The sequence below is a fragment of the Bacillus sp. AY3-1 genome, assembly GCF_008368785.1.
In the GTDB taxonomy this organism is placed as follows: domain Bacteria; phylum Bacillota; class Bacilli; order Bacillales; family Bacillaceae_G; genus Bacillus_A; species Bacillus_A wiedmannii.
Genome location: NZ_QORZ01000017.1, coordinates 573,889 through 590,241 on the forward strand (window position 1 = coordinate 573,889; position 16,353 = coordinate 590,241).

At 35.9% G+C, this 16,353-nt stretch carries 18 protein-coding genes and 1 pseudogene; 7 read left to right on the forward strand and 12 right to left on the reverse strand.

Translation table 11 applies throughout. The features are described from left to right. Positions 1 to 27: 27 nt before the first annotated feature. Positions 28 to 1,161, reverse strand: coding sequence for an alanine dehydrogenase (gene ald, locus DN389_RS18525; RefSeq protein ID WP_001219390.1), 1,134 nt, complete (start codon positions 1,159 to 1,161; stop codon positions 28 to 30). A 213-nt stretch (positions 1,162 to 1,374) separates the two neighbouring features. Further along, a complete protein-coding gene (locus tag DN389_RS18530; protein ID WP_098802789.1) occupies positions 1,375 to 2,166 on the reverse strand; it encodes an SDR family oxidoreductase in 792 nt (263 codons plus the stop codon). 147 nt (positions 2,167 to 2,313) lie between these two features. Between DN389_RS18530 and DN389_RS18535 the strand changes: the two genes are divergently transcribed. After that, positions 2,314 to 2,772 carry a universal stress protein gene (locus tag DN389_RS18535; RefSeq protein WP_001066681.1) on the forward strand — a complete coding sequence of 153 codons (459 nt, stop codon included), beginning with the start codon at positions 2,314 to 2,316 and terminating at the stop codon, positions 2,770 to 2,772. 42 nt (positions 2,773 to 2,814) lie between these two features. Here the strand turns inward: DN389_RS18535 and DN389_RS18540 are convergent. Beyond that, positions 2,815 to 3,430, reverse strand: a pseudogene (locus DN389_RS18540) (hypothetical protein). Between the two features lie 94 nt (positions 3,431 to 3,524). On the opposite strand from DN389_RS18540, the gene DN389_RS18545 reads away from it, so the two are divergent. Beyond that, on the forward strand, positions 3,525 to 3,704 hold the full coding sequence (locus DN389_RS18545; protein ID WP_046956214.1) for a hypothetical protein: 180 nt from the start codon (positions 3,525 to 3,527) through the stop codon (positions 3,702 to 3,704). 76 nt (positions 3,705 to 3,780) lie between these two features. On the opposite strand, the gene argH is transcribed toward DN389_RS18545, so the two are convergent. Then, positions 3,781 to 5,169, reverse strand: coding sequence for an argininosuccinate lyase (gene argH / locus DN389_RS18550; RefSeq protein ID WP_149237452.1), 1,389 nt, complete (start codon positions 5,167 to 5,169; stop codon positions 3,781 to 3,783). Further along, entirely contained in the window at positions 5,166 to 6,371 is a 1,206-nt protein-coding gene (locus DN389_RS18555) for an argininosuccinate synthase (RefSeq protein ID WP_000412317.1), read from the reverse strand. Before DN389_RS18555 ends, argH begins: the two co-directional genes overlap by 4 nt. A 166-nt stretch (positions 6,372 to 6,537) precedes the next feature. Between DN389_RS18555 and DN389_RS18560 the strand changes: the two genes are divergently transcribed. Beyond that, positions 6,538 to 6,855, forward strand: coding sequence for a hypothetical protein (locus DN389_RS18560; RefSeq protein WP_000417209.1), 318 nt, complete (start codon positions 6,538 to 6,540; stop codon positions 6,853 to 6,855). 28 nt (positions 6,856 to 6,883) lie between these two features. On the opposite strand, the gene DN389_RS18565 is transcribed toward DN389_RS18560, so the two are convergent. Next, complete coding sequence (locus DN389_RS18565) at positions 6,884 to 7,078, reverse strand: hypothetical protein (RefSeq protein ID WP_000910278.1); 195 nt, start codon at positions 7,076 to 7,078, stop codon at positions 6,884 to 6,886. Between the two features lie 855 nt (positions 7,079 to 7,933). Here DN389_RS18565 and DN389_RS18575 point away from each other — a divergent pair. Next, entirely contained in the window at positions 7,934 to 8,596 is a 663-nt protein-coding gene (locus DN389_RS18575) for a YitT family protein (RefSeq protein WP_001244523.1), read from the forward strand. Positions 8,597 to 8,627: 31 nt separating this feature from the next. Here DN389_RS18575 and DN389_RS18580 read toward each other — a convergent pair whose 3' ends face one another. Further along, positions 8,628 to 9,461 (reverse strand): EcsC family protein, encoded by an 834-nt coding sequence (locus DN389_RS18580; protein WP_001256871.1) that lies wholly within the window; start codon positions 9,459 to 9,461, stop codon positions 8,628 to 8,630. Positions 9,462 to 9,598: 137 nt separating this feature from the next. On the opposite strand from DN389_RS18580, the gene DN389_RS18585 reads away from it, so the two are divergent. Together DN389_RS18585 and DN389_RS18590 are read left to right on the forward strand one after the other, a co-directional pair. After that, entirely contained in the window at positions 9,599 to 10,234 is a 636-nt protein-coding gene (locus tag DN389_RS18585; protein ID WP_061673025.1) for a DUF1796 family putative cysteine peptidase, read from the forward strand. A 71-nt stretch (positions 10,235 to 10,305) separates the two neighbouring features. Beyond that, the gene (locus DN389_RS18590) at positions 10,306 to 10,740 is read left to right on the forward strand and encodes an NUDIX hydrolase (protein WP_000283494.1); all 435 of its coding nucleotides are present in this window, start codon (positions 10,306 to 10,308) and stop codon (positions 10,738 to 10,740) included. Positions 10,741 to 10,768: 28 nt separating this feature from the next. Here DN389_RS18590 and ackA read toward each other — a convergent pair whose 3' ends face one another. The 5 genes from ackA to DN389_RS18615 form a co-directional block, all read right to left on the reverse strand. Further along, the gene (gene ackA, locus DN389_RS18595; RefSeq protein WP_000034572.1) at positions 10,769 to 11,962 is read right to left on the reverse strand and encodes an acetate kinase; all 1,194 of its coding nucleotides are present in this window, start codon (positions 11,960 to 11,962) and stop codon (positions 10,769 to 10,771) included. Positions 11,963 to 12,261: 299 nt separating this feature from the next. Next, positions 12,262 to 13,248 (reverse strand): class I SAM-dependent methyltransferase, encoded by a 987-nt coding sequence (locus DN389_RS18600; protein ID WP_000084362.1) that lies wholly within the window; start codon positions 13,246 to 13,248, stop codon positions 12,262 to 12,264. Between the two features lie 199 nt (positions 13,249 to 13,447). Next, on the reverse strand, positions 13,448 to 13,948 hold the full coding sequence (gene tpx / locus DN389_RS18605; RefSeq protein ID WP_046956210.1) for a thiol peroxidase: 501 nt from the start codon (positions 13,946 to 13,948) through the stop codon (positions 13,448 to 13,450). Between the two features lie 134 nt (positions 13,949 to 14,082). Next, positions 14,083 to 14,478: a GerW family sporulation protein gene (gene ytfJ, locus DN389_RS18610; protein WP_000350005.1), complete on the reverse strand. Its 396-nt coding sequence runs from the start codon at positions 14,476 to 14,478 to the stop codon at positions 14,083 to 14,085. A gap of 12 nt (positions 14,479 to 14,490) precedes the next feature. After that, positions 14,491 to 15,129, reverse strand: coding sequence for a DUF2953 domain-containing protein (locus DN389_RS18615; protein WP_098189855.1), 639 nt, complete (start codon positions 15,127 to 15,129; stop codon positions 14,491 to 14,493). Between the two features lie 204 nt (positions 15,130 to 15,333). Between DN389_RS18615 and DN389_RS18620 the strand changes: the two genes are divergently transcribed. Then, complete coding sequence (locus DN389_RS18620) at positions 15,334 to 16,137, forward strand: NAD kinase (protein ID WP_000785181.1); 804 nt, start codon at positions 15,334 to 15,336, stop codon at positions 16,135 to 16,137. The last annotated feature ends 216 nt before the right edge of the window (positions 16,138 to 16,353 follow it).

The window sequence follows — 16,353 nt, forward strand, 5'->3', positions numbered from 1 at the left end:
AAAAGGAGGGGCTTACATGTATTTCTATTATGATAAAGCAGGAGCTTTTTCAAGAAGCTCTTTCGCATCAGCATATTGTAAACCGTGTGCTTCTGCAACTGCTTCGAATGTTACATATCCGTCTAATGTGTTAATACCTTTTAATAATGCAGTGTTGCCTAAGCAAGCATCTTTGTAACCTTTGTTCGCAATTTGTACTGCATATGGTACTGTTACGTTTGTTAATGCAAGAGTTGATGTACGTGGAACCGCACCTGGCATATTAGCAACTGCATAATGAACAACGCCATGTTTTTCGTAAGTTGGGTTGTCGTGAGTTGTAATACGGTCAGTTGTTTCGAAAATACCACCTTGGTCAATCGCGATATCTACAACGACAGAACCTGGTTCCATTGATTGAATCATTTCTTCTGTTACAAGTTTTGGCGCTTTTGCACCTGGAATTAATACCGCACCAATAACAAGGTCAGATTCTTTTACAGCTTCTGCAATGTTGTATGGATTAGACATTAACGTTTTTACTTGGTTACCGAAAATATCATCTAGTTGACGAAGACGCTCTGCACTTAAGTCGATGATTGTTACATCTGCACCTAAACCTACTGCAATCTTAGCTGCGTTTGTACCAGCTTGACCACCGCCGATAATTGTTACTTTGCCACGTTTTACCCCTGGAACGCCTGCAAGTAAAATACCTTTACCGCCTTTGTTTTTCTCAAGGAATTGTGCACCGATTTGTGCAGACATACGACCAGCTACTTCACTCATAGGTGCAAGTAATGGTAAAGAACGATTGTCTAATTGCACTGTTTCGTATGCAATTGATACAACTTTGTTATCAATTAATGCTTTCGTTAATTCTGGTTCTGGAGCTAAGTGTAAGTATGTGAATAAAATTAAACCTTCGCGGAAATAGCCGTATTCACTTGCAACTGGCTCTTTTACCTTCATAACCATATCTTGATTCCATGCTTCTTCAGCAGTTTCAACAAGTTTCGCACCAGCTTGTACGTATTCTTCATCTGTAAAGCCTGATCCTATACCTGCTCCTTTTTGAACAAAAACTTCATGACCATTTTGTACTAAATGTACAGCTCCCGCTGGCGTCATCGCCACACGGTTTTCATTGTTTTTAATTTCTGTTGGAATACCGATACGCATTATTAGTTCCCCCTTGAGTTATGAAATGACCCCTGAATCATTTTTTAAAGCGCTTTCTACGCTCTTATATTTTAACATAATATCTCAATATTTGACAAAAAATAATACAAGTTTTCCGATAGATTTAATCTTACATTAAAGGACAGTATTATCCGCACCTCTCAGCGTAAAGGATAAACTGTCCAATTATTCAAAACTTCACCTTATTTCGCTCTATCGATGTCTATGAATAACATCTACTGCACCAGTTACTTCAATAATTGTACCGGTAATCATATCGGAATCTTCTTCACATAAAAACGAAATCGTTCTTGCGATATCTTCACCTGTTCCAGATCTACCAATTGGTGTTTTATGTTCTTTCAATTGACGTGCTTCTTGAATTGTCGCTTCTTTCATTTCACCAATAATATCACCAGGACATACCATATTTGCAGTAATACCATATTCTGCTTCTTCGTAAGCAATTGTTTTCGTTAATGAAACAAGTCCTACTTTCGCTGCTGCAAAAGCTGAACGATAAATCCATCCCGGTGCGCTATCTGCCCCTTGGAATCCGTAATTAATAATACGGCCAAAGTTCTGTTTTCTCATAACCGGAACGACAAGTTTTAATAAATGAAATACCGCTGTTAAATTACCCTGAATCATTTCATTCCATTCGTCTTCTTCATAATCGACTAACTTTTTTCGTTCAAATACATATGGACCAGCATTATTAATTAAAAAGTCAATTTTACCAAAACGGCTTATCGCTTCTTCTACTATTTTATGTAAATCTTCCTTTTTCGTGACATCCGCTTGCACGAATTGTAGACGCTCTTCCATATTTTTATATGTTTCTTTCATCGTTTCCATAGCAGTTATATCGCTATGATATGTTACTGTTACTGAATACCCTTTAGCCAATAACTTTTCTGTTACTTGCTTTCCTAAACCTTTCGTACCGGCTGTAATGAGCGCGTGTCTCACAAACATGCCTCCTTTTAAATTGCTATACTTCATATGTAACAAGTTCTCGCCCCAATTACAACTAAAATGAATTAAAGCAAAGTTTTCAAAATTCTGTAACGTTTCCGGCAAGCACATTACCAAAATTTGTTTTATAATAAAGTTGTAAACGGTAATAAAAATGATTGGGAGGAATTTACTATGAATAATACATATACAAATATTTTAATCGCGGTGGATGGTTCTAAAGAAGCAGAAAGAGCTTTTAAAAAAGCAATTCAAGTCGCAAAACGCAACAATGCAACATTAACAATTGCTCATATCGTTGATGTAAAAGCATACTCAGCAGTAGAAGCTTATAGCCGCGCAATTGCTGAACGTGCAAATCTATTTGCAGAAGACTTATTAGAAGACTACAAAAAAACTGCGCTTGAAGCTGGCCTTGAAAAAATTGAAACTGTATTAGAATTTGGTAATCCTAAATCTAAAATTTCAAAAGAAATCGCTCCAAACCATAAAGTAGATTTAATTATGTGTGGTGCAACTGGTTTAAATGCTGTTGAGCGTTTCCTAATTGGTAGCGTCTCTGAACATATTATTCGCTATGCGAAATGCGATGTCCTTGTTGTTCGTGGTGATGAGGAGCAAGGTGAGCTTTAATTCATAAATAAAACATCAAGTCCACATGGGCTTGGTGTTTTTTCATTTCACATACTTCACTATAAACACAAAACAAACCACTACAACAATGACGATCGCCAACACATAAGGCGGTAGGAACTTCAAAGACCATAATGCCATCATGATCGTCGCAACCGTTAAGTACGTTTGCTTTGCATCTTCTGTCATTTTTTTACGAAGCAAGAATACATACAAATAACCGATTGGCGGCGTAATAAAGCAAAGAGCATATATAATTTTAGATTTCAAATACCATTTTTGTTCCCCGAGCTTCTGTATATCTTCTTCTATTCTCTTATGCTCTTGCTCTCTCGCTTCTTCTACAAGCGGATTTTCCTCTTCTCCTCGCTTTTCTTTCATATAAGGAAGAAAGTGCACGAAAAAATAGTATGCAAATACGAACGCTCCAAATCCAAAATGAACGTTTTCTCTTTTTCCGTTCCATTTCTTTTTTATCTTGTACATATTTTCTTTTCGAAAGCCATATCGAAATACAGCAATCTACTACAAATAGAATAAAGATAAATATCCCAACGTGTACTGTTTCTACATCCTCAAATGAAAAGATATTTGGGAATGCAACATGTAATACAATTAGCGTGTACAAAATTATCCCTATAAAATAAATACGTCTCATTTTCCATTCCTTTCTTATTTCCTAACTTTAGGTTAACATACATTTTTTAGAAATAGACGGACAAAATATATATGTTAAAAAAGGAGGATGCTATATGAATGATTCTGAACGTATTATTTTAGATGTGAACGGGAAAGAGCTCGAAATGTTAGATACAATCCGTACACATTTTAAAGAAAAACATGGTGTGGAACTAAGTAATGGTGCATTACTTAGAGATTTGATGGATATTGAGTATATTCGAATTACGGAAGATCGACATAAGTATGATTAACTTTAAGCAATAAAAATCACAAAAAAGGTACGCTTCTCTCTACTAAGATTCGCGTACCTTCTGCCCTATAAATCAATCAACTTCCAACAAACTCTCCAACTAATCCCTTCGCCTTCTCCAAAGCTTTCTCAATTTGCTCAAATCCTGTCCCGCCAGCACTGTTACGACGCTTTACAGCTGCATATGGTGAAAGAACTTCATACAAATCTTCTTCAAATAATGAGCTCATTTCTTTATATGTTGCAAGTGGTACATCTACTAAGTAAATTCCTTTTTGTGTGCAGTGTAGCACTAGCTTCCCGACAATTTCATGAGCTTGACGGAATGGTAGTCCTTTACTTGCTAAATAGTCGGCAATTTCTGTTGCGTTTGAGAAATCTTGCGTTACAGCTTGCCCCATCTTTTCTTTGTTGACAGTCATCGTTTCTAGCATGCCTGCCATAATATGAAGGCAGCCTTCTACTGTTTTTACTGTATCAAACATTCCTTCTTTATCTTCTTGCAAGTCTTTATTGTAAGCGAGCGGTAATCCTTTCATGACTGTAAGTAAACTAAATAAATTACCATATACTCTGCCTGTTTTACCACGAATAAGTTCCGCCATATCCGGATTTTTCTTTTGTGGCATAATGCTGCTTCCCGTTGCGTATTGATCGCTCATTTCAATAAATTGAAACTCTTGGCTACTCCATAAAATAAGTTCTTCGCAGAAGCGTGATAAGTGCATCATGAGCATAGATGAGTTACTTAGGAACTCCAGTATGAAATCACGATCGCTTACTGCATCTAAACTATTTTCATAGAGTCCATTAAATCCAAGAAGCTCCGCACTATATTCTCGGTCAATCGGGAATGTTGTCCCAGCTAACGCTCCTGCTCCTAATGGTGAAATGTTAATGCGCTTTAATGAATCTTCATAACGATTCACATCACGCTCTAACATCCAAAAGTAAGCGAGAATATGATGAGCAAATGAAATTGGCTGCGCACGCTGCAAATGCGTATAACCAGGCATAATGGTTTCAATATTATTTTCTGCTTGATGAACAAGAACAGTTTGCAATTGTTTTGTAGCTTTTATAATATGTTCTACTTTTTCTTTCAAATATAAATGCATATCAGTCGCTACTTGATCATTACGACTTCGTCCTGTATGAAGTTTCCCTCCTACTTCACCGATTTGTTCAATTAACATTTTTTCAATGTTTAAATGAATATCTTCTGCTTCGACCGAAAAATGCAATTTATTTTGCTTCGCTTCTTCTAATAAATATTGAAGACCTACCTCGATTTTCTCGGCTTCTTCTTTCGTAACGATGCCTTGCTTTGCAAGCATCGTTACGTGTGCAATACTTCCCTTTATATCTTGATTTACTAATTGTTGATCGAAGGAGATGGATGCTCCAAACTCTTCAACCCACGCTTCCGCTTCTTCTGTAAAACGTCCGCCCCAAAGTTTGCTCACGCTTCCACCTTCTTTTGATTCACTTGGCTGTATACTTTCGTCGGTAAACCGAATAATGAAATGAATCCAACTGCTGCATCATGATTAAATTCGTCCTGAGCAGTATATGTTGCTAATTTTTCGTCATATAAAGAGTACTCAGATTTACGTCCTTCTACAATTGCATGGCCTTTAAATAATTTCACACGAACTGTACCTGTTACATTCTTTTGCGTTTCTTGTAAGAAAGCATGAAGCGCTTGTTTTAAAGGAGAGAACCATAAACCGTTATAAATAAGTTCTGTTATTTTCTGCTCAATCACCGGTTTAAAATGTGCTACTTCTTTTACGTGCGTTAAATCTTCCAGCTCTTTATGTGCTGTGATTAACGTCATTGCCGCTGGACATTCGTATACTTCACGCGATTTAATACCAACAAGACGATTTTCTACGTGATCGATACGTCCAACGCCATGTTTTCCAGCAAGGGCATTTAATGTTTTAATTAATTCTGAAAGTGAATATGCAGTGCCATTTAAAGTAGTCGGTACGCCTGCTTCAAAGCCGATTTCTACAAACTCTGGTTTATTCGGTGTATCTTCTAATGCCAATGTCATCTCATATGCATCTTCTGGCGGCGCTGCCCATGGATCTTCTAAAATTCCACATTCGTTGCTGCGTCCCCATAAATTTTGATCGATTGAAAATGGGCTATCTAAATTAATAGGAATTGGAACATCGTTTTCTTTTGCATATGCAATTTCTTCTTCACGTGACCATTTCCATTCACGTACAGGCGCAATCACTTCTAAGTAAGGATTTAACGCTTGAATAGAAACTTCAAAACGAACTTGATCATTCCCTTTCCCTGTACATCCGTGTGCAACTGCAGTCGCCCCTTCTTGTTCTGCAATTTCTACTAATTTCTTAGCGATAAGTGGACGAGATAATGCAGAAACGAGAGGGTATTTCCCTTCGTATAACGTGTGTGCTTGCATAGCCATCAATGCATATTCATTTGCAAATTCCTCTTGAACATCAATCATATATGATTTAATTGCACCTACTGAAAGTGCCTTTTCTTTTACGAATGCTAAGTCTTTACCTTCCCCTAAGTCTAAACAAAGCGCGATAATATCATAATTTTTCTCTTGTAACCATTTAATTGCAACGGAAGTATCAAGACCTCCAGAATATGCTAATACCACTTTTTTCTTCTCCATTTTGCATCCCCCTAAAGAATAAATATTCATTTTCTTTTATAATAATACACACTTTAACACCTTTCACAAAATGTATCAAGAGTCATTTTCAAATTTTTTCAAACAATTTCGTCGAGCTTCTTTCTGTTTTCATGTACAATATAAGCAGGAAAACGGGGGTGAACCTATGGAAAAGTATTTCTTATACGACGATCATCTAGGAATTGAAATTCCGTATTTACAAGAAGATTGGGAAAATATCCCCGAAAAAATACAGCATGCTATTTTATTAAAATGGGAACAAGTTCGCGGAAAGATTCCTGATCGTATAAAAGAACTCGAGCACTCTATTAATGCAAAACAGCATCATTTAAATAACGAAGAAAACTTCGAAATTTCTTGCAAACTTAATTCAGAAATTGCCGATCTCGCTTCCATCATTAATGACCTTTGGCTTTGGTATCGACTCACTCAAAATGTATCTGAGGGGAAAGCACACCAATGAAAAAAGCATGCCCCTCAATTACTTTGGGTCATGCTTTTTTGTCGTAACACGATTTACAATATATTTCTTGTGCTGTTTTCGCCAAACACACATCAAACGGACCAACTAATATACTTCTTTCTTTCGGCAACTTTACAAACGCAACTAGCTCTTCTTCATATTGAATCTTTTTCTGACATGAAACACATATTAATTCTTTTCTTTTGAACATGTCTTTTAGCATATCTTCACTCTCCCTCTCATCTATCTATATTAATATACTCTCATAATAGTTAAGACTTGTAAAAAAATGACACATTCCAAAGTGAACGATTCATATACTATGTACAAAAGGAGGTCTAAAATTTATGCGCGCTTTCGTTATTATTGCTTTAACTTTTTTAAGTGTGATTAGCTGGGATGCGTTTTTTAAAGATAAAGGTGACCAGAAAGATACAACTGAATAAACACCATCTCTTTCTTACTTATTGGACAAACCGTTAAAAACTGTCCAATTCTGCAAAATAACTTAGGCTTTTCTACAAAAATATTTAAACATAACAATTTTTGTAGATTCCCTCCGTTTATTGTCGGTTTCCATCCGCATACATTTTTTGAAAGTATGATATAATAATATAAATCTTGAAGGAAGGGATTTTGATATCATGATCGCTCGAAGGAGCATGTGGCATCGTATTGACGAATCATACACGTAGCGTATTTTTCAGCTTAGATACTTTAGTCTAGCGAAAAAAATACGAGAGTGGGGAAATTATGATTGCCCGAAGGATAATTTGGCAAAAAAAAGACTCTTCTTACACATAGCGTTTTGTTTAGGACTTAATTGTTACTAGCTAAACAAAACAAAGAAGAGCAGGATTGCTAAATGAAGAATCCTACTCCACGTTTTGTTTAGTCGTTTTAAGACTTAAACTAAAACGAAGGTAGGGAGAATTGATGGACGAGAGGATTATTCGTTATTTCTTCAGCGACATATAGCGTAGTTAGTTTTTTTAGTAAACTAACTGAAGCTACATGTGAGCTCGTAGTTAGTTTACAACACAAAAAGGACTACTAACTACGGAAAGAAGGAATAACGATGAGGAACATCCAAAGTCGACAAATTATTAAAGAAGTTTTTATGGTTTTAATCGGTTCATTTATTTTAGCAGCAGCGCTATATCACATTCACTTCCAAAACCACTTAACAGAAGGTGGCTTTGTAGGTATTGCACTATTCATCCAAAATTTTTATGATATTTCACCATCTATTTCAACTGTAATTATGGATATCCCAATTATTTTACTGTGTGCTTCATTTTTAGGTAGAAAAATGGTTGGTTATTCATTCCTAGGTTCGATTTCATTCGGAGTATTTTATTCTCTTATGGAAAATTATTCTCCATTTACGGTAGATTTATCAAATAATTTATTTGTAGCTGCAATAGTTGGCGGTGCGTTAGCTGGTATTGGACTCGGTTTTATATTGCGATTTGGCGGTGCAACCGGTGGAGACGATATTTTAACAATTGTATTAAGTAAACGAACTCGCTTTACAATTGGGCAAATTTTCTTCGTCTTTGACGCGATTGTTCTTGCGCTTTCATTATATTATTTAAATTGGACAGAAATTGCTTTCACTATTCTTTCGATTGCCGTACAGGCAAAAACATTGGATTTAATTTATTATCCAAAAGCAGAAAAAACAGCAGAAAAGCAACCAGTATCTGTTCCAATGCCAAAAAAACATGCAACAAATTAAAAAAGCGAAAGGCTTCGGCCTCTCGCTTTTTTTATGCTCTCTTTTCTTTTTCAACTATGTGGCGCACTTGATAAAATCTATTTGCAAATTCAGTAACGTTTCTTGTTAAACGATAGTTCACTGTAGACCCGATTGCCATTCCAATTACCGGAATACCTTGGAATAATTTACGACGAAGAGCATAAATCGAAAATGTTTTCAAAATTTGTTTTAACACAACTTCAGTAGAAGCTGGTTGTAACACCGCTTCGTCTCCTTCGTAGAAGAACGAATCTTCTTGCTCTAGCTCTTGCAATAAATTGTACCATGCGTATTGCTGAAGTCTTCCTGGTAGTAATGACGCATGAAATACCTTTAATGCAAGCATCATTTCATAAGGCTTGTTCACATCATGCCCAAATGATGTTGCAATAAGTTGGACAGCCTTCACATTTAACGCAATCATAACCGGAAAATCAGCCGTTAATAATAATAAACCTCCAGCACCCGTTGCTCCGCCTTGTACGAATGAATATAGGCGATGACGTGCTGTTTGCTGCTCTGCTATGTATGTTAATTGATCAATAGATAATGCTTTCAAATCTTCTAGTTGCTCAATCGATTCATCAAACAATCTCGACGTTCCTAAAATACGATTACGCGCATCTAGCTGTGATTGTGAACTTTGAATCAATGCATGCAAATGAAAGAGCCATCCATCTGCTTTCGTAAAGAAATCTTTTCGTTTTTTCTCAGGCAATTTCGCAATTGTCGTATGTACCCATTTATCAAACATTTTTTGAAAATCGGTCGCTTCTTGCTCAACTAATTGCGATTCCCATTCTTTTATATTGTCTAAAATGGCTTGTTCTCGCTTCGATCGCATCGTAACAACCACCTCGTTCGATTTTTTTCTATTGTAACATATTTCTGCTTCTTCTTTGCAAATATGCTTGTCTATCTTCATTCACATACCATTTTTTTATGGCATAAAATATTAACAAAAAGGATGAGATGAATCACATGAATCTATCCAATATAAAAAAAGAATATAATGCCGTATTCAGCTTAGGACAAAACTGTTGGCCTGCTTGGGCCTTATATCAATTCGGATTATCACCATTTTTTGGCGTTATTGATTTTATGCTAAGCCCTTCATTAGGAAAAGTGAACTTATTATTACAAAATCGATTTGACCGTTTTTTACATTTCGAAAACTTATCCTTTATCTCATTTTGGGATGATGATGCGAAATTAAGACTAAGGGACAACCTATATGAAATCGACTCCTGTCACGACTTTAAAACAGATGTAAACACACCAACTTCTTGGCCTTCTTATTCAGAAATCAAGCTAAATTATGAGCATCGAATTACTCGTTTTCTAACTACAATTGAAATGGAAAAATCCATATTGTTTATTCGAACTGGAGGAACATACGAAGAAGCACGATCTCTGGAACAAATTTTATCTCAAATAGTTAAACATAAATTCTCTGTCCTATTACTACTTCCTGCAGATGTACCAACTGTTGCCCAAGAAGATTGGGGATTACAAAATATTTGCGTTATAAAATGCCCTATTATGGATGTATACCAGTACAATGAAGCATTTTGGCATGACTTATTTGATGGGATTACGATTAGACCGCAGGCTTAAATACACGATACTTTGTATTACACACTGCCTTATAATCATCCTTATACAAAAGAAATAAGGAGTGATTATATATGTATCCACGTGCAAAGGCTTTTGGTCTTGCTACACATCAAGGTCGCCTTCTCGTACAAGAATATCATACAGGCGATGAAACGTATTACCGACCTCTTGGCGGCTCAATTGAACTTGGTGAAAAATCAGCACATACCGTTATTCGTGAATTTAAAGAAGAGCTTCATACAGAAGTGGAAATCACCAATTATTTAGGCTGCTTAGAAAACATCTTTCAGCTAGATGAGGGAATTGGTCATGAAATCATTCAGCTATATTCTTTACGCTTATTAGACACATCACTATATGAAATGGAAAAAATGAATATACAAGATGAGCAAACAGTATCGTATGCGAAATGGATTCCCGTTACAGTATTCATTCAGAAGAAGAAAGTACTATATCCAGATGGAATTTTAAATTATATACAAAAGAAAAAAGACGAAATCCTATAGGATCTCGTCTTTCTTTTCATATAGTATATTAACCAATATCTCCAAGACGTAGTACGTCACGAGCGATCATAACTTCTTCGTCAGTTGGAATTACGATAATTTTTACTGGAGAGTGTGGGAAGCTGATGAATGCTTCTTCACCAAATACGTTATTACGTTTTACGTCAAAGTATACGCCCATGTACTCAAGGCCTTCTAATACGCGCTCACGAATAATTGCACTGTTTTCACCTACACCAGCTGTGAAGATGATTGCGTCTACACCTTTCATACGAGCAGTGTAAGAACCGATGTATTTGTGGATACGGCTTACGAATACATCAAGTGCTACTTTCGCACGGTGGTCGCCTTCTTCTTCTTTCGCAATGATGTCACGTAGGTCACTAGAGTAACCAGTAAGACCTAACATACCACTCTTCTTGTTTAATACGTTAACTACTTCTTCTACTGTTTGGCCTGTTTTTTCCATGATGTATGGAATTAACGCAGGGTCAAGGTTACCAGAACGTGTACCCATTGTTACACCAGCAAGTGGAGTGAAGCCCATAGAAGTATCGATAGATTTACCGCCTTCTACTGCTGCGATACTTGCACCGTTACCTAAGTGACAAGAAAGTAAGCTTAAGCTTTCAAGTGGACGACCTAATAATTCAGCCGCACGCTCAGTTACGTATTTATGAGAAGTTCCGTGGAAACCGTATTTACGGATACCGAATTTTTCATAGTACTCATATGGTAGACTGTATAAGAATGCAGATTCCGGCATTGTTTGGTGGAATGCTGTATCGAATACTGCTACTGCTGGTACGTTTGGTAATACTTCTTGGAATGCTTTAATACCAACAAGGTTTGCTGGGTTATGAAGTGGTGCTAAATCGCTTAACTCTTCGATATCAGCTAATACTTCATCAGTAATTAAAACAGAGTCAGCAAATTTTTCGCCGCCGTGAACAACACGGTGACCGATACCGCCAATCTCATCTAGAGACTTAACGATTCCGTTTTCAGTTAATTTTTTAAGAAGCATATTTACTGCTACTGCATGATCTGGAATATTTGTAATTTCTTTTTGTTTTTCGCCATCTACAGTAATAGTGAAGATACTATCTTCTAAACCGATACGTTCCACTAAACCTTTTGTTAATACTGTTTCACTTGGCATTTCAAATAATTGGAATTTCAAGGAAGAGCTTCCTGCGTTAATCGCGATGATTTTTGACATCTAGTCTTTCGCCCCTTTTTCTCTTGGTAGTTGTGTGGATATGTCCACAAACCGCTCGATTTTATCTGATCAAATTCACTAAATATGAAAACGTTTCATCATTAGTGAATTTTATACTCACGATTTTAATTTAAACATCGTCCGACATATATTTCAAGTGAAAAAATTGTAACACCAAGAAAAAATATATATTACAGATTTCAAAAAAATTCAGTTTAATCTAGTATATATTTAAAAATATGACATATCATATAAAACTGTACTACATGAATTACTAACCCTGTTACATATACCTTGCCTTATTTATGGGTTGCAAACCAAGTATTTAATTGATCCATAATGTTCTCCATCGCCTTCATGTTGGAGAATTTAGGTAACTCCACTAATAACGCCTGTTTTGGCATTGTTACACTAGGACCTTTCTTTTGGAGAACAAATATACTTTTTGCATTTTTCTCGTTTTTAAACATGGAAACAGGTAGCTGTAATAGCCCTTGAATAAAACATGTTTCTTTAATAAATGCATGTAATTTTGGTGCTTGATCACTTTCAAAAATGAAGTTTGGTACTAGGAAGAATAAGTACCCGCCTTCTTTCGTATGTTTCACACTTTGTTCAATAAATAGGTGATGGGCATACGACATTCCTTCATCTGCTTTTAACTTATATTCACTTGCACCGATTTCATTTGGATAATAACCAATCGGTAAGTCTGAAACGACTGCATCAACCGGATCGATATAAAGTGGCGCTAGTCCATCTTGATGGAAGAATTCGATTGCATGCTTTTGTAAATTCGCATTTACTAAAGCAAGTTTAATTAACACTTCATCCACTTCTACACCAAATCCACTCATTGCTAGTCCTTCTTTGGCGCTATTAAATACTGTAGTCATTAAGTTACCTGTTCCAATTGCAGGATCTAAAACAGTAATTTCGTTTTGCCCTTGCATAAATTTATGGAATAAGTAGCTCATGAACATTCCAACTGCATCAGGCGTCATTTCGTGATTCGCTTGTACGCCTTCTTTCATTCCTTTTAAAATGGCTAACTGAAATGCTTTACGAATTTCTTCACCTTTATATGTTTCTTCATTAAACGTACTATATTCACGATTCAGCCTTTCAATTGCTGATTCGGATAATTCCTCTTGTAAAATTGCTCCTTCAAACAAGTTATCACCTGTTTCTACAAGCGCCTCTAAATATGTTACATCTAATTCTTTACGTAAAACTACCGCAGAAGAATCAAAAATAGAAAATAATGTTTCTACTGTCTGACTCACGTACATTCCTCCTTCTCTCTTTTACACATAACTTATATCATACCACAAAGTGTTTTTTTCCAAAAAGAAAAAGCGACCTCCTGCAAAGAGCTCCCCTTTAAGTTATATATGATATAACGTTTTTTCTCATATATTGGTACCATTACGCAGCAATACATGAGAAAAAACGACCTCTTTATAAGAGGTCATTTCTTTCTCATTATTTTGCCGCTTTAGCTGCTTCTAATGCCGCTTCATAGTTTGGATGGCTTGTACCTTCGCTTACGTATTCTGCGTAAACTACTTTGTCGTTGCTATCTACTACGAATACTGCACGAGCAAGTAAACGAAGCTCTTTCATTACTAAGCCGTAAGCTTCACCGAATGAAAGATCGCGGTGGTCAGAAAGTGTAACAACATTTTCTAAACCGTTTGCTGCACACCAGCGTTTTTGAGCGAATGGTAAGTCAGCGCTAATTGTTAATACTTTCGCGTTTTCAATACCTGCTGCATCTTGGTTAAAACGACGTGTTTGTGCATCACACACACCTGTATCGATTGAAGGTACAACACTAATTAATTTTACTTCGCCTTTGTATGTTTCTAAACTTACTGGAGATAAGTCATTTGCTAATACTTGGAATTCTGGCGCTTGATCGCCAACTTTAACTTCTGTTCCAACTAAAGTCATTGGGTTACCTTTAAAAGTTACGTTTGCCACTTGAAAATCCTCCCTTATTTAAACAAAATATGTACAATGTAAATGATAGTTTGTCCCTATCGATAATGCAAATAAAATCGCTTTATTTACAAAAAAATTAAAGAAGCTAATCCATTGATTAGCTTCTTTATTTGTTAAATTTGGAATTCAGGATCGTCTTCTTTTCGTTTATCCATCATTTCTTTCACTTTATCAACAGCTTGTGGTGCTAATTCAATTATTTTATCGATGACGTGTGTTTGCTTATCTAAATGCAACACTTTTACACCTTCTCCATTTATTACAAGAAAAGCAACAGGATTAATAGAAACTCCTCCACCACTTCCCCCGCCAAATGGATGACGGCCTGAATGTTCTACTTTACCAAATTCACTTCCGCCAGCAGCGAATCCGAAACTAACTTTTGAAACGGTAAGAATTACACTTCCATCTGCCGCTTTAATCGGATCACCAACAATTGTATTTACATCAGTCATTTGTTTTAAATGCTGCATTGCGGTTGTCATTAAACCTTGAATTGGATGGTCCACTTTATATCCCCCCTATGCTTGAACTGATTTTTCATTCGTACCAGATCTTTGTCTTCTCATAAACGTGAGTAATTTGATACCCGTTTTTATAGCACGAAATATACGAAAAGATGCTGTTAACTCACATCTTGATGCAAATCCTTTCCCTTGAAAAACAGGGGTGATTTCAAATTCTGGTACGTCAACAATATGCATATATTGTCCTACAACTCCAGCAGCCATTCCTTTTGTCCCCCATGCATATCCAGTGACAATTCCAGTACTAGCTGCATCACCTGCTCCAATTTGGGTGTGCCATTTCCAACCATTGATTTTTACTCGTTTGAGAAAATCTTTAACGATAGTATGAACTTCTTGCAGCTTTTTTATCAGTTCCCCTATACTATCAAGTTGTGCCATAATTTTATTATCAATTCCGCCGTCTTCTTCAGCTTTTTCGATTTTCTCTCCTGTCTTTTTCTGCTGTTTTTCAATTCTTTCCAATACGTCAAACGTATATCGAATCATCCATATTTTCACTTGAAACAAACATTGCTTTTCCGTTTCTGAATATAAAAATGTCACTTTAAGCTTTATTTTCGACAATAGTATAAGCAAAATAACAAGGAGAAGAATTATTATTCCAATTACAAGCCACTTCATACGTATCATCCTTTCACTCCGTACCCATTATCGACAAGTTTATTCATCGTTAAACAGCGTTTCGTAAGATTGAAAATAAAAATTTTTCTAAAAATAAAAAGGTATTTTGACATTTTATATCGAAATATATTATTTGAACATATCTTCAAAAATGTATTTGGGTGATATGTAGCACAAAGAACAGAAAATTTAACTGCAGTGGAGGGATACATAATGGCAGATCGTCGCAATTTATTTTTCTTTTATGGTGATGACAAAGCAACGCTCGTTGAAAAAATGAAACCAATCTATCGTATTTTAGAAGAGAATGGATTTACCATATTAGATCATCCAAAAAATGCAAACGCTATCGTCAGTGTTGGAGATGATGCAACTTTCTTACAAGCCGTTCGTAAAACTGGTTTTAGAGAAGATTGCTTATACGCAGGGATTTCTACGAAAGATGAGATTTCTTTCTACTGCGATTTCCATATTGATCACGTTGATACAGCCCTTCAAGAAATTACAAAAAATGAAATTGAAGTGCGTAAATATCCAACAATTCAGGTAGATGTAGATCACAGTACATCTTTCTATTGTTTAAATGAGTTCTCATTACGTTCTAGTATCATTAAAACATTCGTTGTAGATGTTCACGTTGATGATCTATATTTCGAAACATTTAGAGGGGACGGTTTAGTTGTTTCTACCCCAACAGGAAGTACAGCTTACAATAAATCATTACATGGCGCGGTTGTTGACCCACTTATTCCGTGCTTCCAAGTAAGCGAACTAGCATCATTAAATAACAACACATACCGTACGCTCGGTTCACCATTCATTTTAAATCACGAACGTACATTAACTTTAAAACTAAAACCAGACGGTAACGATTATCCTGTTATCGGTCTGGATAATGAAGCGCTTAGCATTAAGCAAGTAGAAAAAGCTGTTGTACGCTTAAGCGATAAACAAATTAAAACAGTTAAATTGAAAAACAATTCCTTCTGGGAAAAAGTGCAGAGAACGTTTTTATAGTAATCAAATAACCCTCGAATTATGGGATTTCCATAATTCGAGGGTTATTTATTTATCACATGCAACTTAACGCTGTTTCACAAAATATTTTGGAACAGGACAACAGTATATGAAATTATATCAACGATTTTTCGAATATATCAATTTACCGACAAAAATTAACAATATCATCAACCTATCTAAAAAGAGGAAGCAACACCAAAATGTATTTTCAGG

Excerpts from the sequence above, each read along its gene's own strand:
- ald (WP_001219390.1), bottom strand. The coding sequence starts at position 1,161 with ATGCGTATCGGTATTCCAACAGAAATTAAAAACAATGAAAACCGTGTG.
- DN389_RS18530 (WP_098802789.1), bottom strand. The coding sequence starts at position 2,166 with ATGAAGTATAGCAATTTAAAAGGAGGCATGTTTGTGAGACACGCGCTC.
- DN389_RS18535 (WP_001066681.1), top strand. The coding sequence starts at position 2,314 with ATGAATAATACATATACAAATATTTTAATCGCGGTGGATGGTTCTAAA.
- DN389_RS18545 (WP_046956214.1), top strand. The coding sequence starts at position 3,525 with ATGAATGATTCTGAACGTATTATTTTAGATGTGAACGGGAAAGAGCTC.
- DN389_RS18555 (WP_000412317.1), bottom strand. The coding sequence starts at position 6,371 with ATGGAGAAGAAAAAAGTGGTATTAGCATATTCTGGAGGTCTTGATACT.
- DN389_RS18560 (WP_000417209.1), top strand. The coding sequence starts at position 6,538 with ATGGAAAAGTATTTCTTATACGACGATCATCTAGGAATTGAAATTCCG.
- DN389_RS18565 (WP_000910278.1), bottom strand. The coding sequence starts at position 7,078 with ATGCTAAAAGACATGTTCAAAAGAAAAGAATTAATATGTGTTTCATGT.
- DN389_RS18575 (WP_001244523.1), top strand. The coding sequence starts at position 7,934 with ATGAGGAACATCCAAAGTCGACAAATTATTAAAGAAGTTTTTATGGTT.
- DN389_RS18580 (WP_001256871.1), bottom strand. The coding sequence starts at position 9,461 with ATGCGATCGAAGCGAGAACAAGCCATTTTAGACAATATAAAAGAATGG.
- DN389_RS18585 (WP_061673025.1), top strand. The coding sequence starts at position 9,599 with ATGAATCTATCCAATATAAAAAAAGAATATAATGCCGTATTCAGCTTA.
- DN389_RS18590 (WP_000283494.1), top strand. The coding sequence starts at position 10,306 with ATGTATCCACGTGCAAAGGCTTTTGGTCTTGCTACACATCAAGGTCGC.
- ackA (WP_000034572.1), bottom strand. The coding sequence starts at position 11,962 with ATGTCAAAAATCATCGCGATTAACGCAGGAAGCTCTTCCTTGAAATTC.
- DN389_RS18615 (WP_098189855.1), bottom strand. The coding sequence starts at position 15,129 with ATGATACGTATGAAGTGGCTTGTAATTGGAATAATAATTCTTCTCCTT.
- DN389_RS18620 (WP_000785181.1), top strand. The coding sequence starts at position 15,334 with ATGGCAGATCGTCGCAATTTATTTTTCTTTTATGGTGATGACAAAGCA.